Annotated in this window: 17 protein-coding genes and 1 pseudogene; 11 read left to right on the forward strand and 7 right to left on the reverse strand. The window is 58.8% G+C overall.

Features of this window, described 5'->3' with window-relative positions:
* The first annotated feature begins 135 nt into the window (after positions 1–135).
* A complete protein-coding gene (adhP, locus tag C9411_RS00210; protein WP_004928541.1) occupies positions 136–1,152 on the forward strand; it encodes an alcohol dehydrogenase AdhP in 1,017 nt (338 codons plus the stop codon).
* Between the two features lie 52 nt (positions 1,153–1,204).
* Here adhP and C9411_RS00215 read toward each other — a convergent pair whose 3' ends face one another.
* Positions 1,205–2,725, reverse strand: a complete 1,521-nt coding sequence (locus tag C9411_RS00215) for an aldehyde dehydrogenase family protein (RefSeq protein WP_025159746.1) — start codon at positions 2,723–2,725, stop codon at positions 1,205–1,207.
* 275 nt (positions 2,726–3,000) lie between these two features.
* Here C9411_RS00215 and C9411_RS00220 point away from each other — a divergent pair, with 275 nt between their 5' ends.
* Entirely contained in the window at positions 3,001–4,776 is a 1,776-nt protein-coding gene (locus C9411_RS00220; protein ID WP_107226169.1) for a sigma-54-dependent Fis family transcriptional regulator, read from the forward strand.
* A gap of 37 nt (positions 4,777–4,813) precedes the next feature.
* Here C9411_RS00220 and C9411_RS00225 read toward each other — a convergent pair whose 3' ends face one another.
* Both C9411_RS00225 and C9411_RS00230 read right to left on the reverse strand, forming a co-directional pair.
* Positions 4,814–5,812 carry a colicin-like pore-forming protein gene (locus tag C9411_RS00225; RefSeq protein WP_107226170.1) on the reverse strand — a complete coding sequence of 333 codons (999 nt, stop codon included), beginning with the start codon at positions 5,810–5,812 and terminating at the stop codon, positions 4,814–4,816.
* A 297-nt stretch (positions 5,813–6,109) separates the two neighbouring features.
* Positions 6,110–7,027, reverse strand: a complete 918-nt coding sequence (locus C9411_RS00230) for an ABC transporter substrate-binding protein (protein ID WP_107226171.1) — start codon at positions 7,025–7,027, stop codon at positions 6,110–6,112.
* Positions 7,028–7,176: 149 nt separating this feature from the next.
* Between C9411_RS00230 and C9411_RS00235 the strand changes: the two genes are divergently transcribed.
* Positions 7,177–8,373: an MFS transporter gene (locus C9411_RS00235; RefSeq protein ID WP_107226172.1), complete on the forward strand. Its 1,197-nt coding sequence runs from the start codon at positions 7,177–7,179 to the stop codon at positions 8,371–8,373.
* Here C9411_RS00235 and C9411_RS00240 read toward each other — a convergent pair.
* A pseudogene (locus tag C9411_RS00240) lies at positions 8,370–10,464 on the reverse strand (putative bifunctional diguanylate cyclase/phosphodiesterase). The gene C9411_RS00235 and the pseudogene C9411_RS00240 sit on opposite strands and share 4 nt — an antisense overlap.
* 934 nt (positions 10,465–11,398) lie before the next feature.
* On the opposite strand from C9411_RS00240, the gene C9411_RS00245 reads away from it, so the two are divergent.
* Together C9411_RS00245 and C9411_RS00250 are read left to right on the forward strand one after the other, a co-directional pair.
* Positions 11,399–12,838, forward strand: a complete 1,440-nt coding sequence (locus tag C9411_RS00245; protein ID WP_107226173.1) for a serralysin family metalloprotease — start codon at positions 11,399–11,401, stop codon at positions 12,836–12,838.
* A 98-nt stretch (positions 12,839–12,936) separates the two neighbouring features.
* Positions 12,937–13,251 carry an AprI/Inh family metalloprotease inhibitor gene (locus tag C9411_RS00250; RefSeq protein ID WP_107226174.1) on the forward strand — a complete coding sequence of 105 codons (315 nt, stop codon included), beginning with the start codon at positions 12,937–12,939 and terminating at the stop codon, positions 13,249–13,251.
* A 73-nt stretch (positions 13,252–13,324) separates the two neighbouring features.
* On the opposite strand, the gene C9411_RS00255 is transcribed toward C9411_RS00250, so the two are convergent.
* Both C9411_RS00255 and C9411_RS00260 read right to left on the reverse strand, forming a co-directional pair.
* On the reverse strand, positions 13,325–13,621 hold the full coding sequence (locus C9411_RS00255) for a DUF1330 domain-containing protein (protein ID WP_063989849.1): 297 nt from the start codon (positions 13,619–13,621) through the stop codon (positions 13,325–13,327).
* A 1-nt stretch (position 13,622) separates the two neighbouring features.
* Positions 13,623–14,417 (reverse strand): GntR family transcriptional regulator, encoded by a 795-nt coding sequence (locus C9411_RS00260; protein ID WP_233221847.1) that lies wholly within the window; start codon positions 14,415–14,417, stop codon positions 13,623–13,625.
* Between the two features lie 338 nt (positions 14,418–14,755).
* Between C9411_RS00260 and C9411_RS00265 the strand changes: the two genes are divergently transcribed.
* The 6 genes from C9411_RS00265 (at position 14,756) to C9411_RS00290 (ending at position 21,158) form a co-directional block, all read left to right on the forward strand.
* The gene (locus tag C9411_RS00265) at positions 14,756–15,358 is read left to right on the forward strand and encodes an amino acid synthesis family protein (RefSeq protein WP_063989851.1); all 603 of its coding nucleotides are present in this window, start codon (positions 14,756–14,758) and stop codon (positions 15,356–15,358) included.
* Positions 15,330–16,160: an alpha/beta fold hydrolase gene (locus C9411_RS00270; RefSeq protein ID WP_063989852.1), complete on the forward strand. Its 831-nt coding sequence runs from the start codon at positions 15,330–15,332 to the stop codon at positions 16,158–16,160. Before C9411_RS00265 ends, C9411_RS00270 begins: the two co-directional genes overlap by 29 nt.
* On the forward strand, positions 16,147–17,076 hold the full coding sequence (locus C9411_RS00275; RefSeq protein WP_063989853.1) for a flavin reductase family protein: 930 nt from the start codon (positions 16,147–16,149) through the stop codon (positions 17,074–17,076). The genes C9411_RS00270 and C9411_RS00275 overlap by 14 nt, the downstream gene beginning before the upstream one ends.
* A gap of 19 nt (positions 17,077–17,095) precedes the next feature.
* A complete protein-coding gene (locus C9411_RS00280) occupies positions 17,096–18,133 on the forward strand; it encodes an LLM class flavin-dependent oxidoreductase (RefSeq protein ID WP_107226175.1) in 1,038 nt (345 codons plus the stop codon).
* An 11-nt stretch (positions 18,134–18,144) separates the two neighbouring features.
* Complete coding sequence (locus tag C9411_RS00285) at positions 18,145–19,611, forward strand: aldehyde dehydrogenase (protein ID WP_107226176.1); 1,467 nt, start codon at positions 18,145–18,147, stop codon at positions 19,609–19,611.
* A gap of 161 nt (positions 19,612–19,772) precedes the next feature.
* Complete coding sequence (locus tag C9411_RS00290; protein ID WP_107226177.1) at positions 19,773–21,158, forward strand: cytosine permease; 1,386 nt, start codon at positions 19,773–19,775, stop codon at positions 21,156–21,158.
* Here the strand turns inward: C9411_RS00290 and pqqF are convergent.
* A complete protein-coding gene (gene pqqF, locus C9411_RS00295) occupies positions 21,155–23,479 on the reverse strand; it encodes a pyrroloquinoline quinone biosynthesis protein PqqF (RefSeq protein ID WP_107226178.1) in 2,325 nt (774 codons plus the stop codon). The genes C9411_RS00290 and pqqF overlap by 4 nt on opposite strands.

A 23,479-nucleotide genomic window follows, 5' to 3' on the forward strand; every position in this document is an offset into this window, starting at 1 on the left:
AATTGTTTTTTATGAAATAATCATGCTGATTCATATTTAATTATTTGTTTTTACACAAAACACGCGGCGCTTGCCCTCACTGAATACAGTCACTACATTAACAACTGTACTTCCCATTCTGCTAAGGAAAACACCATGAAAGCTGCCGTAGTGACGAAAAACCATACTGTAGACATTCAGGATAAAGTGCTGCGCCCGCTGAAACACGGCGAGGCGGCATTGAAAATGGAGTGTTGTGGGGTGTGCCACACCGATTTGCACGTGAAAAACGGCGATTTCGGCGAGGTGCCGGGCATTACGTTGGGGCATGAGGGCATCGGCGTGGTCTCCGCCGTCGGTGAGGGCGTCACCTCGTTAAAAGTGGGTGACCGCGCCAGCGTCGCCTGGTTTTACCAGGGTTGCGGCCATTGCGAATACTGCGTCAGCGGCAACGAAACCCTGTGCCGTTCGGTGAAAAACGCCGGCTACAGCGTTGACGGCGGCATGGCGGAAGAGTGCATCGTGGTGGCGGACTACGCGGTGAAAGTGCCGGACGGGCTCGATTCTTTCGCCGCCAGCAGCATTACCTGCGCCGGCGTCACCACCTATAAGGCGGTGAAGATTTCCGATATCAAGCCGGGGCAGTGGATCGCCATCTACGGCCTGGGCGGGCTGGGCAACCTGGCGCTGCAGTACGCCAAGAACGTGTTTAACGCCAAAGTGATCGCCATCGACGTCAACGACGGCCAGCTGGAGTTCGCCAAACAGATCGGCGCCGATCTGACCATCAACTCCAAAACGCAAAACGCGGAGGAGATCATTCAACAGCAAACCGGCGGCGCTCACGCGGCGGTGGTGACGGCGGTGGCGAAAGCGGCCTTCAACTCGGCGGTGAATGCGGTGCGCGCCGGCGGTAAAGTGGTGGCCGTGGGGCTGCCGCCGGAGAGCATGGATCTGAGCATTCCGCGCCTGGTGCTGGACGGCATTCAGGTGGTGGGCTCGCTGGTGGGCACGCGTGAAGATCTGAAAGAGGCGTTCCAGTTCGCCGCCGAAGGAAAAGTGACGCCGAAAGTGACCAAACGGCCACTGGGCGATATCAACGCCATCTTCGACGAGATGAAGGCGGGCACCATTCGCGGTCGCATGGTGATCGATCTCGGCATGGCGAAATAAGCATCGCTAAAAAAGGCCACCCGCGGGTGGCCTTCTTGTTGTTACGCCCTAATCAGAACAGGCCCAGCGGTTTGGCGTCGTAGCTGACCAGCAGGTTTTTCACCTGTTGATAGTGCGACAGCGCCGCCTTGTGGGTTTCGCGCCCGATGCCGGAGTTCTTGTACCCGCCGAACGCGGCGTGCGCCGGATACAGGTGGTAACAGTTGGTCCACACGCGCCCGGCCTTGATCGCACGCCCCATGCGGTAGGCGCGGTTGATGTCGCGGGTCCACAGCCCGGCACCCAGCCCGAACTCGGTGTCGTTGGCCAGCGCCAAGGCTTCGGCCTCATCCTTGAAGGTGGTGACGCCAATCACCGGCCCGAAGATCTCCTCGCGGAAGAAGCGCATGCTGTTGTTGCCGGTAATCAACGTCGGCTGCAGGTAGAAACCGTTTTGCACTTCGTCGCCACGTTGGGCGGGTTCGCCGCCCACCACGATTTTGCCTCCCTCGTTTTTAGCGATGTCGATGTAGGACAGGATCTTGTCGTACTGCTGTTTTGACGCCTGGGCACCGATCATGGTCTCGGTGTCGAAGGGATCGCCCTGGCGGATGGCGGCGATGCGCGCCAGCACTTTCTCCATAAACTGCGGGTAGATGGATTCCTGGATCAACGCGCGTGAAGGGCAGGTGCAGACCTCGCCCTGATTGAAGAAGCCCAGCACCAGCCCCTCAACCGCCTTGTCGATAAACTCCGGCTCCGCCTGCATGATGTCTTCAAAATAGATGTTCGGCGATTTGCCGCCCAGCTCGACGGTGCTGGGGATGATGTTCTCCGCCGCACAGGCGAGGATATGGCGGCCGACCGGTGTGGAGCCGGTGAACGCGATCTTCTCAATGCGTTTGCTGCGCGCCAGCGCTTCGCCGGCCTCGGCGCCGAAGCCTTGCACCACGTTGAGCACGCCCGGCGGCAGCAGATCGCCGATCTCTTCCATCAGCACGCTGATGCCGAGCGGGGTCTGTTCCGCCGGTTTCAGCACCACGCAGTTACCGCCCGCCAGCGCCGGCGCCAGTTTCCAGGCGGCCATCAGCAGCGGGAAGTTCCACGGAATGATCTGGCCGACCACGCCCAGCGGCTCATAGATGTGGTAGGCCACGGTGTTCTGATCGATCTCCGCCGCGGTGCCTTCCTGCGCGCGCAGGCAGCCGGCGAAGTAACGGAAATGGTCGACAGCCAGCGGCAGATCGGCATTCAGGGTTTCGCGGATCGGTTTGCCGTTGTCCCAGGTTTCGGTCAGCGCCAGCATCTCCAGCCGCGACTCGATGCGATCGGCGATCGCCAACAGCACGTTGGAACGCTCCTGCACGCTGGTTTTGCCCCAGGCATCCGCCGCCGCGTGCGCCGCGTCGAGTGCCAGCTCGATGTCTTTGGCGTCGGAACGCGGGAATTCGGCGATCGGCTGGCCGGTCACCGGCGAGGTGTTGGTGAAGTAGTTGCCGGATACCGGTTCGACGAATTTGCCGCCAATGTAGTTGCCATAGCGTTTGCGGAACGAAACCAGCGAGCCAGGCAAACCGGGGTGGACATATTTCATGTGAAGCACCTCTCTGCAGATGAAAATCAGCGCTATTGGGCTGCGCCTGTGAGTGCGGCATACCGCCGCAGCACGGAGAAGCACGGCGCGTGCCAGATTAACGAGGGGCGAGGGTGCTCATTAAAAGACTTTATTTATTAGAGCGTTAAAAATGGGTATAGCTTAGCGAATCGAGCGGAGCCACCGCCGTCGATGTTTTTTTGTGTCCCGTGTCGCAACGCCTGATACACATTCGTGATACATATTTGCAACACTCGCGAACGGGGGAGAAACGCATGTTGCCTGACGACCGCTTGCCCACCGAGGGCGCCAGTTTGTTGACCCATCCGCTGGCGGAATCCTGGCAGCGCAGCCGGGGCTACGGCCTGACGCGCGCCGATCAGCATATCTCGTTCATCAAAGCCGGGTTGCTCGATGAGCTGCGCAGCCGCAACGACTGGGTACCGCAACGGGTACAGCCGCTGATCGAGCAACTGGGCGCGAAAATTACGCGCCAGCCGGCCATTGTGGTGATCGCCGACGCCGATGGGCTGGTGCTGGAAACCCGCGGCAACACCGACTTTCTGCACAAGGCGTCGCGCTTTGCGCTGGCGCCCGGCAACCCGTGGGGAGAAGCGGAGCGGGGCACCAACGCCATTGGCACCGCGCTGGCGCTGGGCGCGTTCTGTGAAGTGCGCGGCGACCAGCATTACCTCAACCAAAATGCCGGATTGAACTGCACCGCCGCACCGATCTACCGGCCGGATGGCCGCATTGCCGGGATATTGGATCTTTCCGCACCCGCGCAGCGGCCGTACCGCGATGCGCGGCACCTGATCATGCAGGCGGTGCGACATATCGAACACCGCTGGGTCAGGAGCGCGATCGCCGATCGTCACTGGACGCTGCGCCTGCATGCCGACGCCGGTAGCCTGGGCAGCGCGCAGGAGCTGCTGCTGGTGTTTCACGACGAAGTGTTGGTCGCCGCCAATCGGCTGGCGATGCTGGAGTTCCAGCTCCCACCGGCCGCATTCGGCTCGGTTGAGTTTGCCCAGCTGTTCCCCGATCTGCTGCGACAGCCTTCCGGCGCACCGCACCAGACGCTGGCCGGCAATCAACGGCACTATTATTCGCTGCTCGAGGCGCCGCAGCGCCGCATCAGCGCCCTGCGTTCGGCACCGCCGGCGGAAAGGCATGACGAACAGCATCAGAAAGCGCTGCGGATCCTCAATGCCGGCCTTTCGCTGTGCGTGACCGGCGAAACCGGCTGCGGTAAAGAGCACTTCAGCCGACGCCTGTTTCAAGAGAGCCGCTGGCGCAACGGCAACTTCGTGGCGATCAACTGCGCGGCGCTGCCTGAGCCGCTGATTGAGTCCGAGCTGTTTGGCTATGCGCCGGGGGCGTTTACCGGCGCCAACCCGAAAGGGTATATCGGCAAGATCCGCGAGGCGGACGGCGGCGTGCTGTTCCTCGATGAAATCGGTGACATGCCGGCGGGCCTGCAGACGCGCCTGCTGCGGGTGTTACAGGAAAAAACGGTCACGCCGCTCGGCAGCCGCAGCGCTTATCCGGTCGAATTCGCGCTGGTCTGCGCCACGCACCACGATCTGTCTCGGCAGGTACAGGCGGGGGCGTTTCGCGAGGATTTGCTGTACCGCATACAGGAATACAGCCTGCGCATTCCGCCGCTCAGAGAGCGGGCGCAGCTGGAGGCTTTCATTTTGCAGCTGTGGCGAGAGCTGGGCGGCGAGCGGCGCGACATTCGCCTGCTGCCGGAGGCGCTGGCGATGCTGGCACGGTATCCATGGCCCGGAAACGTGCGGCAGCTGTTGAGTACGCTCAAGGTGCTGCTGGCATTGGCGGACGATCATGCGGTGCTTACCCTGGACGATCTGCCGCAGTCCATCGCGGTGTTGGCGCCGCGCCAGGAGAACGCCGATACCGACCTGGGAGAGCTGCAGGCGGCGATCGACAGGGCGGGCGGCAATCTCAGCCGGGCGGCGAAGGCGCTCGGCGTTTCGCGCAGCACGCTGTACCGCAAGCTGGGGAGGCAGAAAGCAGCGGCGGAATGAAACCAAAGAAAAAGGCGGCAATTGCCGCCTGATGTGCTTAATAAGCCGAAGGAATGAGCTCGCGATTAAGTTTATCCACCAACTTGTCGTCGATGAGCGAACTTAACAGGCTAATCGCGATGATGCTGGCAAAGGTGAGCGCTGTCAGCACTAATCCTGACAAAGAAAATAAAGAGAGCGTCGTGGCCAATATCCCTAACGCGACACCAGAAGCCAGTCCACTAATGGCCATGGATTCAACTTCAAGCAACAGGGGCTTCCAGTCGCCCGTGGCATAACCTACCAGGCTTTTCTCCCGAATTTTCTCTACTTTCATTGCTGCATCTGCCACTTTGAAAAACTTGCCAACGTTACTCAGCTTGCTTGCCATGTCATTGGCATTAATATTTCGCCAGGCATTGAGCAACGCTTCTTTATCTGCAGGTTTAACCTTCATGTTGGGATTAGCCAGCACTTTTTCTAGTGATTTCATTGCGTCATCAAGGGTGCGTATTCTCTTGCCCTGGAAGTTTTTAATATCGCTCGCGATCTCATTGGCGAAGTCTTGATAGCGCTTGCCGAGATGCTGAGCGATTTCTTTGGCTGAGTCGGCAACGATAGCCGATGCAGATAACAAAAACTCTTTGTCTCTTTTCTCTTGGGCTTCTCGCTTTTTTTTCAACGCATCGGCGAAATTTGCTCGATTCATACCGCTAAATTGCGCGAATTTGGTCATGTGGATTTTTTTTGCAGTCTTCATATCACCGGCTCTTATCGCATCGCGCAACAATTGGTATGACTTTTCCGTTTTGATATAGGGACAGTTTTTCTTACCACAGACCAAGCAAATGTCGTTATCCAACAGCTCTTTGGTTTCTTCGGAAAGTGATGTGTCACCTGTTGGCCAGACAACCAGAGTTTCTTCCGCACCACCAATGCTGATGCCGGTAGTCGGCCATCCCCAACTTTCACCGCTCCAGACCAGACCCGCTTCAGGCGCTATGCCACCGTTGTAACGGTAGGGATCATAATTGATAGTTGAACTGTGTTTCTTCATGTTGATTCCTTAGATGTTAGCAATAAAGTACTGTATTAATAAACAGTAAATGGGAATCTACATGCGGCTAGGTCAGAACTCAATAATTGATAATAATTATCATTTGTGTTGTTTTTGGCACAAAACTGTCTGAAAATTAACGGTAATGGAAGGTGGAGGATCGGTAGCGATTAACAGGAAAAAGTTTTAGGTAGCAGGCAAGACAAACAAAACAAATAGAGGGCTATCTGGGAATATTCGACAGGCATAGTATCGAGCGGTTCATCAAAGCCCCGCAGTACGGGGCCTGTTGCTCTCTCAATCCCCCAGTCCCGGCGGGTTAATCTCCGAATGGGCGATCTTCTCGTCGCTTTCCGCCCAGCGATCCAGCACCTGCAGATAGCTGCCGTTGGCGATGGCGCTGTTGAGCGAAGCCTGCACCGCGTCCACCAGACCGTTGCCTTTCTTCAGCGTGACGGCGATGTTGGCGGTCTTCGGCCAGCCGCCGGGCACGATGCCTACCAGCCGGGTTTTGCCGGTCAGCCGCGCCTGATAAGCGCCGGAGACGTTGGGCCCGAAGGTGGCGTCGGCGCGGCCAGATTGAATGGCCAACGTGGAGGCGGCCTTGTCGGTGACGTACACCGGCTGCAGCGGCGCTAATCCCTTGGTGCGGTTCTCCTTGTCCCAGGCCAGCAGCACCGCTTCCTGATTAGTGCCGGAATCGACGATGATCTTTTTACCGGCGATATCCGGCGCCGTTTTGATCTGGGTGATCTTGCTGTCGGACTTGACGTAGAAGCCCAACGTATCCTGCCGATAGGTGGCGAAATCGAATTTGGTCTTGCGTTCGTTGGTCACGGTGATGTTGTAAACCGCGGCGTCATATTTGCCGGAGGCCACCCCCAGTGGCCAGTCTTCCCACGAGGTGGGCACCAGCTTGAGTTTCAACCCCAAACCGTCGGCCACCAGGCGCGCGATGTCCGCCTCGCTGCCGATCACCGTTTTATTGTCGCGGGCGTACAGGCCGAATGGCGGGCCGCTGCCCAGCAGGGAAATGGCGACCGTCAGCGTGCCGGGTTCCACGAACCGGAAGCCGGTGGGGATTTTGGCCACGGCTTCGGCGCTCTTCACCGTGTGGATAGGCGTTTCGTTGGCGACGAGATCCACGCCCGGTGCGGCGGCGGCGGAAAAACTCAGCAGCGCCGCCATCACTATCATCTTTTTGCTATCTATCATTATGTTAATTACCTTCATTATTATGGGTGTCACACGGTCGTTGCACTATCTCTAAAGGCTGCAGATCTGTGAACGAATAAAATCAACTAACCAATCTTGGAAAAATCATGAGGCGCCTCTGGCGGCGCTGAATCTTTCGGGGATGAACCATGTCGTCGCGTTTCGCTACGTTGGGCCGCATACCGCGCGGCGTGTGGGTATTGGGTGGCGTGAGCCTGCTGATGGACGTTTCCTCGGAAATGATCCATAGCCTGTTGCCGCTGTTTATGGCGACGACGCTCGGTGCCAGCGTGATCGTCATCGGGCTGATCGAAGGGCTCGCAGAGGCGACGGCGTTGATCGTCAAGGTGTTCTCCGGCGTGCTCAGCGATTACCTCGGCAAACGCAAAGGGCTGGCGCTGCTGGGCTACGGGCTGGGCGCCATCAGCAAGCCGTTTTTCGCCATCGCATCGTCGTCCGGCATGGTGATGAGCGCGCGCCTGCTGGATCGCGTGGGCAAAGGCATCCGCGGGGCGCCGCGCGATGCCCTGGTGGCCGACGTGACGCCGCCGGAAATTCGCGGCGCGGCCTTCGGGCTGCGGCAGTCGCTGGATACCGTCGGCGCCTTTTTAGGGCCGCTGCTGGCCGTCGGCCTGATGCTGCTGTGGCACAACGATTTTCGCGCCATCTTCTGGGTGGCGGCGATCCCGGCGGCACTGGCGATTGCGCTGTTGTTTTTCGGGCTGAAAGAGCCGGCAGCCGCGATAACCCACAAGCGCACCAACCCGATCACCCGCGCCAACCTGCGGCTGCTGGGGCGCAGCTATTGGTGGGTGGTGAGCATCGGCGCGATCTTTACGCTGGCGCGCTTCAGCGAAGCGTTCCTGGTATTGAAGGCGCAGCAGGGCGGCACGCCGCTGGCGCTGATCCCGCTGGTGATGGTCGCCATGAATCTGGTCTACGCCTGCTCGGCCTATCCGTTCGGAAAACTGTCCGATCGCATGAGGCATGAAGGATTGCTGAAAGCCGGGCTGCTGGTGCTGATCGCCGCCGACCTGGTATTGGCGCTGAGCGATCATTGGGGCGGGGTGCTGTTTGGCGTAGCGCTGTGGGGAGTGCACATGGGCATGACCCAGGGGCTATTGGCGGCGATGGTGGCGCATACCGCGCCGGCTCATCTGCGCGGCACCGCGTTTGGCATGTTCAATCTGATCAGCGGCGTGGCGCTGCTGCTGGCGAGTCTCGGTGCTGGAACCCTGTGGGAGCTGTTCGGTTCCGCCTCCACCTTCTACGCCGGGGCACTCATCTGCGTGGTGACGCTTATCGGTATGCAGCTGGCGCCGTTCGGCGCACGGCAGGGTGTTTAACAGCCGTCGACAGATTGCGGCACCGCTTGCAGCAGCTCGGGCACCCGCTGGGAGTCCACCGCCCGGCTGAATAGAAAACCCTGGCCGATATGGAAACCGGCTTCGCACAGCGTTTGCCGCTGCTGCTCGGTTTCCACGCCCTCGGCGATGATATCGATCGACAGCTTTTGACCGAGGATGCCGATGCTTTCCACGATCGCCAGGATCGCCGGTTCGGTGTTCATACGTTGTACGAAGTTGCAGTCCAGCTTAATGCAGTCCAGCGGGTAATCCATGATATGGCTGAAGGAGGAGTGGCCGGTGCCGAAATCGTCCAGCGCGATGCGGATGCCCATCTCCTTAAGCATTTGCAACGCGCGCAACACGTACTTCGAGCCGTGCTTGTTGAACGCGTGCTCGGTCACTTCCAGTTCGATCAGGTGGTGGGGAATGTGGAACTTCAGCAGGCGCTGCAGGAAAGTTTCGGCGTAGTTGTCGCGTAAAAACTCGATCGGCGACACGTTCAGCGAGATAGGCCGCACCGCCACGCCTGCCGCGCGCCAGCGGGCGATATCGGCGAAGACTTTCAGCTGCATGGCTTCGCTGATCTTGGTCGCCAGCTCGTAGTCGTTGAACGCCTCGCTTACCGTCGCCGGCAGCTGCACGCCGTTGATCGGGCAGTGCCAGCGCAGCAGCGCTTCAAAGCCGACGATGCTGCCGTCGATCAGACAGACCTTCGGTTGATAGCTCGGGCGGATGCAGTTGTCGCGCACGATCTGGCGCGCGTAGTTGAGCTGGCTGGCGCGGGCGCGGGCCTTGTCCATCATTTTGCGATCGAACATGTAGACGCCGCCGCGGCCGCCGTCTTTGAGTTCATACAGCGCGGTATCGGCGCATTTCATCAGCTCTGAAGCATCGCGGGCGTCTTTGGGGTAGATGGCGCCGCCGATGCTCATGCCGCAATGCAGCGTCTTGCCGCCGTGGGTGATCGGCGTCTCCAGCTGCAGCAGAAACTTGTTGGCGATGCGGAAAATGTCCTGCTCGTTTTCGACGTCGCTGATCACCACGGCGAACTCGTCGCCGCCGAGGCGGGAGACGAACGAATGCGCATTCATGCAAGCGCTGAGCCTTTTACCCAAGACCCGCAGCAGATGATCGCCCGCCGCGTGGCCCAGCGTGTCGTTCACCAGCTTGAAGTGGTCAAGATCCAGCAACATCAGCCCCAGTGACTTATTGCCGTGCAGGGCGCGCTTCATCTCTTGCTTCAGCTTTTTCTTGAACAGGCGCCGGTTGGGCAAGCCGGTCAATTCGTCATATTCGCTGGCGAGCAACAGACGTTGCTCCATCACGCGCTGCGAAGTCACGTCGCGCGAGACGCACAAGATCTCGGCCACGGTGCCGTGCTCATCGCTGACCGGCGTGAGAATGTTGTCCCAGTGCTGTTTTTTACCCTGCGGCGTCACGCTCAATCCCGTAAAGCGCGCATTCTTTCCCGCTCTGACGCTGCGCAGCGCCTTACTGCCGCGGCGACGGATCTCGGGCGACAGTAGCCCCAGCCAGGGCATGCCAAACTATTTTTTGCGCCGGATCAAGGCCGAGCGCCAGGCTGCCGGAGCGGTTCATATGGCGCAGCGTGCCATCGTGATTGATCACTTTGATGCAGTCGACGCTGGCGTCCAGCATGTCTTGCTGGATAGAGAGCGCCTGAACGTTTTGCTGGCGCTGCAGCATTTGCGGATGGATGTCGGTCGCCGTGAGATACCAGCTGGGTTCCAGCGCCATGCCGTCCTGACGGGCGTTAAACGCCAGCATAAACCAACGGTAGGCGCCGCTGCGATCGCGCAGGCGGGCCTCGCCGGCAAATGAAGAGAGGGCAACGATCGCCTGGCGCCATTGCGCGGCCAGCCGCTCGCGATCGTCGGGATGCAGGGCATCGAGCCAGTCGGCGGCGCCGTGTTCACCGGCGATGGCGCCGGTATAGTCGCGCCACTGGTTATTGAAGTAACCGCCAAGGCGGTTGCCGAAGCAAATCAGGCCGGGCAAGTCATCTACGATTTCGCTATAGAGATCAATCGGATTTTTGTTATTGCTCTGCTTGGGCAACAGGGTCATGCGGTATTTCCTCGGAAAATTACCCATATTCTCGCTCTAGAGCAGAGCTTCTTTCAATATAGTCTTGCCAATGAAAATGGGAATAGCCAGCGGGCGCGGCTAAAAATCGGCCCGCTAGCATGGAATACATCCAGCGTGAACGCATTAGGAATACTCCTGTTATTTATAAGCATCCCTTATATTGCAGCGAAAAATAAGTGATCGGACCACGCCGTGTTATTGCCGTGAAAATTAATCATTCTTGATGTTTCTCTATGGCTAAATGTTCAGTCGCCATCATGTACTCCCGAACGGCATTCTGCCTGCTCTATGCGACAATACTGACAAAAACCGCAGTCCAGACGGGGGTAAACGCCATTTTATGCACTCTGCAGCGCCCGTTCACTGGGGCTTAGCGGAAAAATCATGATGCAAATCAAGAAATGTTTTGTTTCATATGTTGACACTTTACTTACGTGTGAGATAGCCTCGCGAATGATAATCATTAGCAAAACTGGATGGTGGCGCAAATGCATTCACGCAATTATCTCCGGGTAACCGTTCGGATAACAGGCCAGATTCACAGCACAAGACCCTGCCTGATGTGGTCTCTGGCAACGAGACAATGCACCGAACGGCCGTTGTCATTAGACCTCTTGAGCGGCATCTCAACGTAGCCTCAACGCGCAGACACTGGAATCACACCCTTGCCGGATCAATGCGGCCTGTTACTTTCGCGCATTTTGTACGGACATATCGCGATCTCATGCAGTTGCATCAGTTCTCAATCATGGGTAAGGAGGCTCGGGTAGTTAAAAGTAAATTTACTCTCTGGGTGTAAAGGGATAGGAAAAAGAGTGGGGCATATCGGGTTATCGCTATTCTCAGGATTTTGATTATCCCTAAGAGACATTTCGGATGTCATATTAATACTAGCTACTTTGTGGAGAAAGTTATGGGTAATACCATGAATGGAAACGAAACGGGTTGGGACAGTGTTAACGATCTTATTCACTACCATGAGCGCGGGAATGGCCTGACGATAAATAACAAACCGTCTTATGACATAAATGAGGCGGGGTTGCAGATAGCGCGCGGCGATAAAACCTGGAATGGCGTTCACGTCACGGGAAAAGAGGCAACGGTGACCTATTCCTTCCCGGATTGGGATTATAACGAACTGAACCTGGGCCACCGCTCCCCGGAGCGCGATACGGGGCTGAGTGCGTTCACGCAACAGCAACAAGAACAGGCGAAGCTGTCTTTACAATCCTGGGCCGATGTTGCCAACATCAAATTTGTCGAAGTGGCTTCAGGTCAACCCTCCAATATTACCTTTGGGAATTATGAGGGGACGGGACAAGCGTATGCTTTGAAACCGTACTCATATAATGGCAATGATTACAGAGGATACAATTCTGATGGGCAAAGTTGGTACAACATTAAGAATCACTCCGAAAATTTGCATCCTGAGCTAGGTAATTACGGCCGCTTAACCATTACCCATGAAGTTGGCCATACTCTCGGGTTAGATCACCCGGGCACTTATAATGCGGGGCAAGGCAGCCCAAATTATACCAAGGCAGTTTACGCCGAAGATACCCGGCAGTTTAGCGTAATGAGTTACTGGAATGAATCCATTACCAACGCGGATCATGGCCATTACTATGCCGCTGCACCGCTGGTTGATGATATCGCGGCCATCCAGCATCTTTACGGCGCCAACATGACCACCCGAACCGGCGACACCGTTTACGGGTTTAATTCAAATACAGGCCGAGACTTCTATACGCTCAAGGACAGCCACGACAAGCTGGTGATGTCTGTTTGGGATGCAGGTGGCAATGATACCCTCGATTTCTCGGGGTATAGCCAAAATCAACGTATCAATTTGAACGAAGGCGCTTTCTCCGACGTCGGTGGATTAAAAGGGAATGTTTCCATCGCTGCCGGCGTCACCATCGAAAACGCGATAGGGGGGGCAGGTAATGACGTCATTGTTGGAAATCACGCAGACAATACGCTCAAAGGCGGCGCCGGCAACGACGTTATCTACGGTGGAGCGGGCCAGGATCAATTGTGGGGAGGGCAAGGTAACGACATTTTTGTCTTCTCTGACCTGAATGACTCGCCTGTTCAGGCTCCTGATACAATTTGGGACTTTGAGTCAGGCAAGGACAAGATCGATCTGTCCTTCTTCAACCAAGGCGATAAAGGCAATGATTTTATTCAGTTTGTCGATCATTTCAGCGGGCAGGCCGGTGAGGCGCTGGTATCCTATGATACCCAAAGCAATCTGAGCGAACTGGCCTTAAACCTCCATGGCGGTGCAAATCCAGACTTCCTGGTGCACATCGTCGGGCAGGCTGACGTCGCTGTTGACTTTATCGTGTAAAACGGCAACGGTGGGCGATGATGCCCACCGTTTTGCATGGGCCAGCTATGTGTAAATCTATTCTTGTCAGAATAATTTTCTTGTTTTCAGGAGCCTCTATGGCAAGCAGTCTGGTTTTACCTTCCGCCGAAACGCTCTCCGGGCAGTGGACGGTCAGCGATAAATCAAAGTCCTGTGTTGTACAGCTCAACACGGAGAGTGTGGAATCGGTCGGCGGCTATAGCCTGAAATTTTTGTCTGATTGCACGCCCGACGTCTTGCCGCAAGAGCCAGTGGCGTGGCGTCCTGCACCCGATGGCATTGCGTTGTTAGACAAGGAAGGGCTGACCGTACTTTTCTTCTCTCAGGAAGACGATCATTACCGCAGTCAAATCTGGGCCGAGACGGGAAAGATCCTGAAGAGAAATGACTAGCGGAAAACGCCGGCCTGACCCGGCGGTTATCCCACCTCACGTCACCCAGCCTCCGCCGTAACGGTGGGGGCTTTTATGGGGCGGTCGGCAAGCCGTCGACGATGGCAATCATGGCTTCCGCCACGTGGCGCCGCTGTTGTTTCGCCAGCTGATAGGCCGGCGAATGGTAGCAGGCTAACGCGGTGGCGTAGTCGTCGAACTCGATCAGCACATGTTTCACAAACGCCGGGCCTTCCAGCGTTTGCGCCTGTTCACCGCGGGCGAGAAAACGGGCGTTGAACTGGCGAAACGCCTGGGGTGCCAAATCCATGTAATGCTGATATTGCTGCGGATCTTTCACGGTGACATGGGCAATCCAGTAAGCGGGCATCTCAGGACTCCTGTTGCAGAATGCGCTTGGCCAGCGCGGCGGCCTCGGTCAGGTGATCGATGACTTCTTGTCTGGCCTGCGCCGGATTGTTTTGTTCGATGGCGTGATAGATCCGCGTCATACGCTCGAAACCGGCCAGCTGACGCTCCGGGGTTTTCAGGGTCAGGGCGCGCAGGCGGCTGATGCGGCTATTCAGCCGTTGGACGATTTCCCAGGCGATGGCGTGATGAGCCACCTGGAATATGGTTTCATAAAAGGCCTGCGACGCTTCAACGCGCTGAATATCATCCTGCCCGGCCGAAGCCTGGTTAATCGCAATTAATTTTTCATGCAGTTTCTTTTTATCTTCCGGCCCGGCTTTCAAGGCGCAGTCGTGAGCGGCATCCTGTTCAAGCAGCAGACGAATGGTATAAATCTGCTCGGCAATATCCCAGGTCAGAATAGCGACAATCGGCCCTTTCTTGCCGAGCGTTTCAATGAGCCCCTCCGCTTCGAGATAACGGATCACCTCGCGCACCACGCTGCGGCTGACGCCCAGCTCCTCACACAGGCTGCGTTCCACTAAACGATCGCCGGCCTGAAAATACCCTGAGATAATCGCCTGCCTAATTTTCGCCAATGCCAATTCGCGCAAGGTGACCGGTGCATTCTCAATCTTCAATGACGCCTGAACCATAATTGTCTCTATTTTTTGTGGATCATCATTAATCCGGATAACGACGCGTATTTCCGTTTGCCCGGTACTATTAACATCTTTCCAACCCGCAAAGCAACGGCGGCCGATTTCGCGCCGCATCGCCAAAACGGCGAATGTTGCAGCAGCTCACAAAATCGAAAGATAGCCTAAAAAAACCGCTTTCCGTTGCTGATACCCGCTGGCTCAACGGGTTTGGCACGGGCACCGGCCGCTGAGCGGAGGCGGTCGTGGCCGGCGTTTTACCCTCGACCAAAGCCCATGCGGGTTTATTAAAATATTGATTAATAACGATTATTTTCAATTCCTCTTTACCATCCCAGATAAAAATAAGAATACCGTATTATGGTATACCAAACTTTGACATACCAATCTGCCCGATGCTATACCCTCGACTCGCGACATCTGATTAACATTTGATTTACTTTTCGAGGTCCCTTATGCATCAAGACATCCGCAAGACCCTGGTTTTGACAGAAACCCTCTACGCCGACGGTGGCAAGTCGGCGGCCAAACCGCTGGTGATGATCGCCGCGGCTGCGGTAATTAAAAACCCCTGGGCCGGGCAGGGCTTTGTTGAGGATCTGGCGCCAAAGATTCGAGAAATGGCGCCGGTGCTGGGTGAGCTGCTGACCGGTTTGATCCTCAAAGAGGCTGGCTCCGGCGAGCGGGTGGAAGCCTTCGGCAAAAGCGCGGTGGTGGGGCTGGGCGGCGAGTTGGAACACGCTTCGGCGTTGATCCACACGCTGCATTTCGGCAACCACTACCGCTCGGCGGTCAACGGCAAGAGCTATCTGGCATTCAACAATACCCGCGGGCCGGCCAACGCGCCGATCCTGATCCCCATGATGGGGAAAAACGACGAAGGCAGCCGCGAGCACTACCTGACATTCCAGTTCAACATCAACGACGCGCCTTTCGACGATGAAATCGTCATCGCACTGGGCGCGGCGCTGGGGGGGCGGCCGCATCACCGTATCGGCAACCGTTATTTGGATCTGAAAGAGCTGGGCCATGATCAGAACAATCCGGCAGCTGTCTGAACCCGCTCTGCGGGTAGGGTATCTGGAGGCCGGGCGTGGCGAGCCGCTGGTGTTGATCCACGGCGTAGGCATGAACGCGGAGGCCTGGTATCCCCAGCTCGATGCGCTTAGCGCGCGCTTTCGGGTCATCGCCGTCGATATGCCGGGCCACGGCGAAAGCGAAGGCTTCGCCCACGCCGCGACGCTGGAGGATTACGTGCGCTGGCTGGCGGCCTTCTTAAACACCCTGGATACGCCGAGCGTTGCGGTGGCGGGGCACTCGATGGGGGCACTGATCACCGCCGGTTTGGCAATCGATTATCCGGAGCGGGTCAACCGCGCGGTGGTGATGAGCGGCGTGTTTCAGCGCTCAGCAAAGGCCAGCGCCGCGGTCGCGCAACGCGCCAGCGCGTTGGCCAGCGGCCAGACGCAGCTCGACTCGCCGCTGAGCCGATGGTTTGGCGCCGATCCCGCCGAACAGCGTCTGCGCCGGCAGGTGGGCGGCTGGTTGCAACAGGTGGACGTTACGGGCTACGCCCGCGCGTATCAGGCGTTTGCTACCGGCGATCGGGTGTATGCCCAGCGTTGGCACCTTATCCGCTGCCCGGTGTTGGTATTGACCGGCGAGCACGACGCCAATTCCAGCCCGGAGATGGCACGGCAAATGGCGCAGGCCGCACCGAACGGGCGCGCGGTGATCATTGAGAACGCCAAACACATGGTCAGTCTGACTGATGCGCAACGCGTCAACGCGCTGATGCTCGATTTTCTGACCGCAGAGCAACCTTTGACTTTATTAGGAGCGGCAAATGGACGCGGATAAACGCAGGCAGTTGCGCGACGCTTTCGGCGCCTTTATGACCGGCGTCACCATTGTGACCTCGGTGGACACGCAGGGGCGGCCGATTGGCTTTACCGCCAATTCGTTTTCATCGGTGTCGCTGGATCCGGCGCTGCTGTTGGTGAGCATCGATAAACGTTCGGCGAACCTGGCGCATTTTACCCAGTGCAGCCATTTCGCCATCAATATTCTGGCGGAACAGCAAAAAGAGGCTTCAACCATTTTTGCGCAAAAAAACGAAGACCGCTTTGCGCTGATCGATTGGCGCTGGAGTGCATCACGGGTGCCGCTGATCGATAACAGTTCCGCATGGTTCGACTGCTCGCTGCATCAGGTGGTGGACGCCGGCGACCATGCCATTCTGATCGGCCAGGTCGAAGGGTTCGCGTCCAACGCCACCGCCGGTCTGGGGTATTACCGCGGCGCGTATTTCACGCCTTATCAAAACGCGCAGTCGCTGATTGGCGGGCCGCAGGTGGTAGTGAGCGCGCTGATCGAGTTTGAAGGGCACGCCGTGATGGTGCGGCAAAGCGACGGCGGCTATCAGCTGCCGTCCAGCGCGGTGGAGAAACGCAGCGTCAGCGAAACGTTGGGGGATTTACTGCAGCAGTTGGGCATCAACGCCCATCCGGGTTTCGTCTATTCCGTTTATGACGACCGGCAGAAACACCAACAGCACATCGTTTTTCTGTGCGCGCTGCCGACCGACGCCGGCAGCCTGACGCCGCAGCTGAGCACGGCGGAATGGTTCGACATGCCGACGCTGGCGCGGTTGCCGATCAAGGATCCGGCGCTGCGGTCGATGCTGGGCCGGTTCGTCAAAGAAAACGCCGTGGGCAATTACGGTATCTATTATGGCGATGAGCACAGCGGTGCCATCAAGCAATTCGCCGGTTGAGGCTGAACGGGAGAGTGTGATGAAACTGTCTTTATTCGTGCATATGGAACGAACGTTACCCGACGAACCGCAGGAAAAGCTCTACCAGGAGATGATCGAACTGTGTGAAATCGCCGATCGTGGCGGCATGCACGCCATCTGGACCGGTGAGCACCACGGCATGAATTTCACCATCGCGCCGAATCCGTTTATCAATCTGGCGGATATTGCCCGGCGCACCTCCAGGGTGCGGCTCGGCACCGGCACCATCATTGCGCCGTTCAATCACCCGATCCGTCTGGCGGGCGAGGCGGCGATGACCGACATCATCACCGGCGGCAGGCTGGAGCTGGGGATCGCGCGTGGCGCCTATTCCTATGAATACGAACGGCTGATGCCCGGTTTGACCGCCTGGGATGCCGGGCAGCGCATGCGCGAGCTGATCCCGGCGGTGAAAAAACTCTGGCAGGGCGACTATGCCCATCAGGGGGAATACTGGTCGTTCCCGGCGACCACCTCCTCGCCGCTGCCGAAACAGCAGCCGCATCCGCCGATTTGGGTGGCGGCGCGCGATCCTAACAGCCACGAATTTGCGGTGCAAAACGGCTGCAACGTTCAGGTTACGCCGCTGCATCAGGGGGAAGAGGAGATCGTGCGGCTGGTGACCTGTTTCAACGAGGCGCGTGCACGCTTCGCCGCCGAGCAGCCGCTGAAGATCATGCTGTTGCAGCATGGCTACGTGGCGGAAGGCGAGGCGGACGCCCGCCTGGCGGCGGAAGAGCTCAACCGTTTCTACCACTACTTCGGCGCTTGGTTCAAGAACCAGCGGCCGGTGCGGCAAGGGCTGATTCAGCCGCTGAGCGATGAAGAGATCGCCGCCAATCCTTATTACTCCGCCGACATGATGCGCAATAACCTGGCTATCGGTACCGCCAATGAGGTCATTACGCGGCTGAAAAAATATGAGGCGCTGGGTTATGACGAGTTTGCGTTGTGGATCGACAGCGGCATGAGTTTTGCGCGTAAAAAGGCCTCTCTGGAGCGGTTTATTCGCTGCGTGATGCCGGAATTTCACTGACGGAGGCGCTGATGGAATCGTTCAAACTCTACATCGACGGCCGGTTTGACACCGGCTCGGCGACCTTCGCCTCGCTCAATCCAGCGACCGGCGAACCCTGGGCGCAGGTGGCGGAAGCCCGCGCCCAGGATGTGGATCGTGCCGTTACGGCGGCGCGCCGGGCATTTCAGGGGGCCGAATGGCGCGACATGACCGCCGGCGCGCGCGGCAAGCTGTTGTTGCGGCTGGCCGACTTGCTGGAGCAGCATGCCCCCGAGCTGGCGCGGCTGGAGACGCTGGATACCGGCAAGATCATCCGTGAAACCCAGGCGCAGATCGCCTATGTGGCGGAATACTACCGGTACTACGCCGGCCTGGCCGACAAGATGGAAGGCAGCGTGCTGGCGATCGACAAACCCGACATGGAAACCTGGGTGCGACGCGAACCGATCGGGGTGGTGGCAGCGATCGTTCCCTGGAACAGCCAGCTGTTTCTTGCGGCGGTGAAAATCGGCCCGGCGATCGCCGCCGGCTGCACGCTGGTGATCAAGGCAGCGGAAACCGCACCTGCGCCGCTGCTGGCGTTCGCCAGACTGATAGACGAGGCCGGTTTTCCGCGCGGCGTATGCAATGTGATCACCGGCTTTGCCACCGACTGCGGCGCGGTGCTGACGGCGCATCCGCAGGTAGACCACATCGCCTTTACCGGCGGCGCGGAAACCGCGAAGCACATCGTCCGCGGCAGTGCGGAAAACCTCGCCAGTACTTCGCTGGAGCTGGGCGGGAAATCGCCGTTTATCGTCTTCGACGACGCGGATCTGGCGAGCGCGGCGAATGCGCAGGTGGCGGCCATTTTCGCCGCGTCGGGCCAGAGCTGCGTCGCCGGTTCGCGCCTGCTGGTGGCGGAAAGCATCAAAGACGCGTTTTTGGCCCGGCTGACGGAGAAGGTGCGCAGTATCCGCATCGGGCCGCCGGATCGCCAAGACACCCAATTCGGGCCGCTTTGCACCCGGCAGCAGCAAGAACGGATCGCCGCTATCGTCAGCCGCTCGTTGGAGCAGGGGGCGAAACTGGTGATTGGCCACGCGGCGATCGATTCACCGGGCTTTTACTACCCGCCGACGATCGTCGACTGCAGCGTGCAACCCGGCGCCGAGTGCGTGAAGCAAGAGCTGTTCGGCCCGGTATTGTCGGTGTTGACCTTCAGGGATGAAGCGGAGGCGATTCAGCTTGCCAATGATTCCGCCTATGGCCTGGCGGCCGGCATTTTCACGCAGAACCTGACGCGCGCGCATCGGGTGACCCGTCGCCTGCGGGTGGGCGTGGTGTGGCTGAATACTTATCGAGCGGTATCGCCGCTGGCGCCGTTCGGCGGTTACGGCAAGTCGGGATTTGGCCGCGAGGGCGGGATTGACGCCGCGCTGGAGTACACCACCAGCAAGACGGTGTGGCTGCGTACCAGTGACGATCCGATAGACGATCCCTTCGTCATGCGCTGACTCAGCGCAATCAGGCGCGATCTCGGATCGCGCCGGCAGCCCTGTTTTTATCGCGTTGATACAGGCGACCGCAATGTCGCCGGGGCAAACGCACGCTTTTTTCGGCGTATTCGCACCCTACAGGCTGCAAAAAATAAGAATCCAGGTTAACCGGGGGATATATGAATTCTCAGCCAGAGCAGACCGCGTTTATTGAAGACAAGTCGATCGATTTTGTTCCCGCCGGGGAGCGCCACGGCCATGCCCGCAGCCTGTTCACCCTGTGGTTTTGCACCAACATTGCGCCGCTGGCGGTCGTGACCGGGGCCATCTCCACGCAGACGTTTCATCTCGATATTCTCTCGGCGCTGAGTGCGATTATCGCCGGCCACCTGTTCGGCGGCATTTTTCTGGCGCTGACCTCGGCCCAGGGGCCGCAGGTCGGGATACCGCAAATGGTGCAAAGCCGGGCGCAGTTCGGCCGCTATGGTTCGTTGTTGGTGATCGTGTTCGCCACGGTGATCTATCTGGGGTTCTTTATTTCTAACATCACGCTTTCGGGCAAGGTCATCCATAACGTTATTCCGTCATGGAACATAGGTGTTGCGACGGTGATTGGCGCGGTGCTGGCGACGTTGATCGGGGTGGTGGGCTACCGTTTCATCCACAAGATCAATAAAGTCGGCGCCTGGGTGATGGGCAGCGCGCTGATTCTCGGATTGGTATTGATGTTTTCTCAACCGCTGCCGGCGGATTTTTGGCAGCGGGGATCGTTCAGCATTGCCGGTTGGTTCGCCACATTCTGCATCGGCGCCGTCTGGCAAATCAGCTTCTCGCCCTACACGTCAGACTATTCGCGTTACCTGCCGGCGGAAGTCGGCATTGCCAAACCGTTCCTGTATACCTACTTCGGCGCCTGCAGCGGTACCATTTTAGCCTTCGTGTTCGGCATGGTGGCGGTCAATCTGGTCGCCGGCAGCGACGATGTCATGGAGGCAGTGCGCCAGGCGACGGGAGGGTTGGGTCCGGTGCTGATGGTGCTGTTTCTGATCAACATCATCTGCCATAACTCGATGAATTTGTACGGTGCGGTGCTCTCGTTGATTACCGCCGCACAGACCTTCTTACCGCAGTGGATGCCAAATGCGCGCATACGTACGCTGTTCTCCGCAGTGATTTTGCTGGGCTCGGTGTGGGTGGCGCTGGTTGCCTCGGCCAACTTCGTTCATCTGTTCCTGAACCTGATCTTTGCCTTGATCTCGGTGCTGATCCCGTGGTGCATGATCAACCTGATTGATTTTTACCTGCTTAACCGCCAACGCTATGACATCTCGGCCATTTTCAGCGCTGACGGCGGGCGCTATGGTCTGCTCAACACCCGCGCGCTCGGCGTTTATTTCGGCGGTATTGCGGTGCAGGTGCCTTTCGTCGAGAACGCGTTCTTCTCCGGCCCTTACGCCAATCTGATCCCGGGCGCAGACATTTCCTGGGTGATCAGCATGGTACTGACCGGTATCGCCTATCCATTGTGTTGTTCACGACGGGCTAACTGGGCAGTGCAGCTTTAAATGTCATCGCCCTGGAAAAGCCGCTGCTGCCAGTGCGACAGTTGGGTCAGCGTGACTGGCGCAGCGTCAGCAATGGCCACGCGATCTTCCAAGGCAATTTCTCGGGCACGCTGCAACGATTCGGTGCTGAGGCGCTGCAAACTTTGCCACAGCGCCTGCTGCGTTTGCGCCAGCTCGCTTGCGCTCACGTGCGTCAGTTCATGACGCATCTGCAGTAAGAATTCATCGGTTAACTGCTGCAGCTGTTCAACGTTGAACGTCGGGGATTGCAGGGCGAACAGCAGGCCTTCGGCATCGGCGCAGCGATGGAAGGCGCATTGCACCACGTAGCCAACGTTGCGATCCACGCGCAACCGCTGAAAATAGCGCGGCGCGTAAAGCTGGGCCAGCACGCGCAGCGCCCAACGGCCTTCGGCTTCGTCGTTCGGCAGCGGGTAAAACTGCAGCAAGGCGTGTTCGGTGCCACTTTCCGTCAGCGTGACGGGGCGATGATGCTGATGTGCCGGCCGCGGCGGCTGCGCGGCTACGGAATAGGGGAAGTCGTACAGCAGGTGCGACAGCGACTGTTTTAACTCGCCATCGCCGCCGATCAAGGTGGCATGCCATTGTGCCGCTGCTGATGTTGGCGTGCTGAGCGCCGCCGGCAATTGGGCTAACAGGCGGCGAATGGCGATATCGTTTTGTTCTTTCAGCTGCGTATGGCGCAGGTTTCTTGCCGCCTCGTTGAGGATAGCCGGCGGCAACACCGCCAGCGCCCGGTTTACGACGCTCAGCCCGTGGCAAAGCAGCGCGTGGCTGCCCGCCAGCTGCAGCAGCCACACGCCCTGGTGGCGTTCGAAGCTTAAATGCCCCTCCCGATGCGCCAGATCTGCCGCCCCGGGGCGCAGCGCCGCCTGTAAGCCGTAGGCCTGTTCATCGCTGAAGGGGCTGGACGGCGTCGGCCGCAGCAGCAGCACCGGCTGCGCCTCGTCGGGGAGCAGATGCCGCAGCGGCGCCAGGCCGGCAGGCAATGTCGGGCTCGGCAGCGCCGCCGAGAAGGAGAAAAAGCGGAAAGGTTCCACTGTAGACGTCAGCGCGGCGCCGGCGAAGGGGCTAAGCGCCAGCGGCAACCCTTGAATTTCACGGGGATCGCCGCCGCCATCGGGCCGCACGGCCAGGCGACGGCGCGGCGCGCTAATCAGCGCCGCAATATGCCGTGGCCAATCGTCGTTCGGCTCCACCGGCGGCAACCCAAACGCTCTGGCGCGCAGCTGATCGAGCGGCGCCAAACGGTGGAAATCGCGATTTGCCAGCCGCTCGTAATGCGCAAGTTGAGCCGGTGCCAGCATCTGCAGCGCCTGCAACCACGCCAGCAGCGCGCTTTCGATGTGGGCAGCTTCAGCGGCGGAACCGTGATTGACGGTAAAGATAAAACTCAGCAGCGCGTTGTTCTCACTGCAGCGCGAATAATCGAGACGAACGGCGTCGCACCACGCCTGAGCGCGCAGCCGGGCCAGCAATCCGCCGGGGGCTTCGTCCAGCAGCAGGCGCTCCAGCCGCCGCAGCCAACCGCGCGAATGGGAGCGCGGCAGGGCAAACACCAGCCTCAGCTGCGGCGTGCCGGGAAGAGACAGAGTGTAATCTTCCGCAGCGGTCAGCGGCGGTGAGGCTTCGTGCGGGGCGGCGTTGCCCGATGGCAAGCGGCTGCCGCAACGCTGTGCCAGCGCATGCAGCTGCGCCAACGACTGCGGGCCTTGCAGCCACAGCGTCATATTAGGCGCGCGAAAATAGCGCTGGTGAAACTGCCGCAGCGCCTGATGCAAGGCGAAAATGTCGTTGCCGAAAGCGGCGCGGCTGCCGATATGAAAGCGATGCATTGCGTCAAGGCCGCCAAACATCTGCCGCTGTGCGGCTTCGCAGCGGGTTTCAACCTCGGCGCGCAGCAGGCGGTATTCGGCGTCGATGACCTCAACCTCCTGTGCGATCGCTTCGGCCGCCAGCTGTGGGGCGGCGAGCAAATCGCTCAGGCGCGCCAGCCCCTGCGCCAAATGATCGGCGCTCACCTCGAAGAAAAACGCGGTTTGCGTAGCCTGGGTGGTGGCGTTCAGTCGGCCACCCACCGACGGTACCCAGCCCATAAGGCCATCTTGCGCGCTGAAGTTCGCACTGCCGCGAAACAACATATGCTCCAGCAGGTGCGCCAGGCCTGGCCAGGCGACGGGCGCCTGAAAACTGCCTGCCTCAATGCGCACCAGCGCGGCGGCGGCGGCGACGGCAGGATCGCTTATCGCCTTGACGGCCAAACCGTTGTCGAGCTGCCACGAGGCGGCGGTGAGCGTCAT

The organism is Serratia sp. Nf2 (assembly GCF_003028435.1).
Lineage (GTDB): Bacteria > Pseudomonadota > Gammaproteobacteria > Enterobacterales > Enterobacteriaceae > Serratia > Serratia marcescens_L.

What these genes read in the sequence shown, in the direction of transcription:
- adhP (WP_004928541.1), top strand. Translation starts at nt 136, where the DNA reads ATGAAAGCTGCCGTAGTGACGAAAAACCATACTGTAGACATTCAGGAT.
- C9411_RS00215 (WP_025159746.1), bottom strand. Translation starts at nt 2,725, where the DNA reads ATGAAATATGTCCACCCCGGTTTGCCTGGCTCGCTGGTTTCGTTCCGC.
- C9411_RS00220 (WP_107226169.1), top strand. Translation starts at nt 3,001, where the DNA reads ATGTTGCCTGACGACCGCTTGCCCACCGAGGGCGCCAGTTTGTTGACC.
- C9411_RS00225 (WP_107226170.1), bottom strand. Translation starts at nt 5,812, where the DNA reads ATGAAGAAACACAGTTCAACTATCAATTATGATCCCTACCGTTACAAC.
- C9411_RS00230 (WP_107226171.1), bottom strand. Translation starts at nt 7,027, where the DNA reads ATGATAGATAGCAAAAAGATGATAGTGATGGCGGCGCTGCTGAGTTTT.
- C9411_RS00235 (WP_107226172.1), top strand. Translation starts at nt 7,177, where the DNA reads ATGTCGTCGCGTTTCGCTACGTTGGGCCGCATACCGCGCGGCGTGTGG.
- C9411_RS00245 (WP_107226173.1), top strand. Translation starts at nt 11,399, where the DNA reads ATGGGTAATACCATGAATGGAAACGAAACGGGTTGGGACAGTGTTAAC.
- C9411_RS00250 (WP_107226174.1), top strand. Translation starts at nt 12,937, where the DNA reads ATGGCAAGCAGTCTGGTTTTACCTTCCGCCGAAACGCTCTCCGGGCAG.
- C9411_RS00255 (WP_063989849.1), bottom strand. Translation starts at nt 13,621, where the DNA reads ATGCCCGCTTACTGGATTGCCCATGTCACCGTGAAAGATCCGCAGCAA.
- C9411_RS00260 (WP_233221847.1), bottom strand. Translation starts at nt 14,417, where the DNA reads ATGCGGCGCGAAATCGGCCGCCGTTGCTTTGCGGGTTGGAAAGATGTT.
- C9411_RS00265 (WP_063989851.1), top strand. Translation starts at nt 14,756, where the DNA reads ATGCATCAAGACATCCGCAAGACCCTGGTTTTGACAGAAACCCTCTAC.
- C9411_RS00270 (WP_063989852.1), top strand. Translation starts at nt 15,330, where the DNA reads ATGATCAGAACAATCCGGCAGCTGTCTGAACCCGCTCTGCGGGTAGGG.
- C9411_RS00275 (WP_063989853.1), top strand. Translation starts at nt 16,147, where the DNA reads ATGGACGCGGATAAACGCAGGCAGTTGCGCGACGCTTTCGGCGCCTTT.
- C9411_RS00280 (WP_107226175.1), top strand. Translation starts at nt 17,096, where the DNA reads ATGAAACTGTCTTTATTCGTGCATATGGAACGAACGTTACCCGACGAA.
- C9411_RS00285 (WP_107226176.1), top strand. Translation starts at nt 18,145, where the DNA reads ATGGAATCGTTCAAACTCTACATCGACGGCCGGTTTGACACCGGCTCG.
- C9411_RS00290 (WP_107226177.1), top strand. Translation starts at nt 19,773, where the DNA reads ATGAATTCTCAGCCAGAGCAGACCGCGTTTATTGAAGACAAGTCGATC.
- pqqF (WP_107226178.1), bottom strand. Translation starts at nt 23,479, where the DNA reads ATGACGCTCACCGCCGCCTCGTGGCAGCTCGACAACGGTTTGGCCGTC.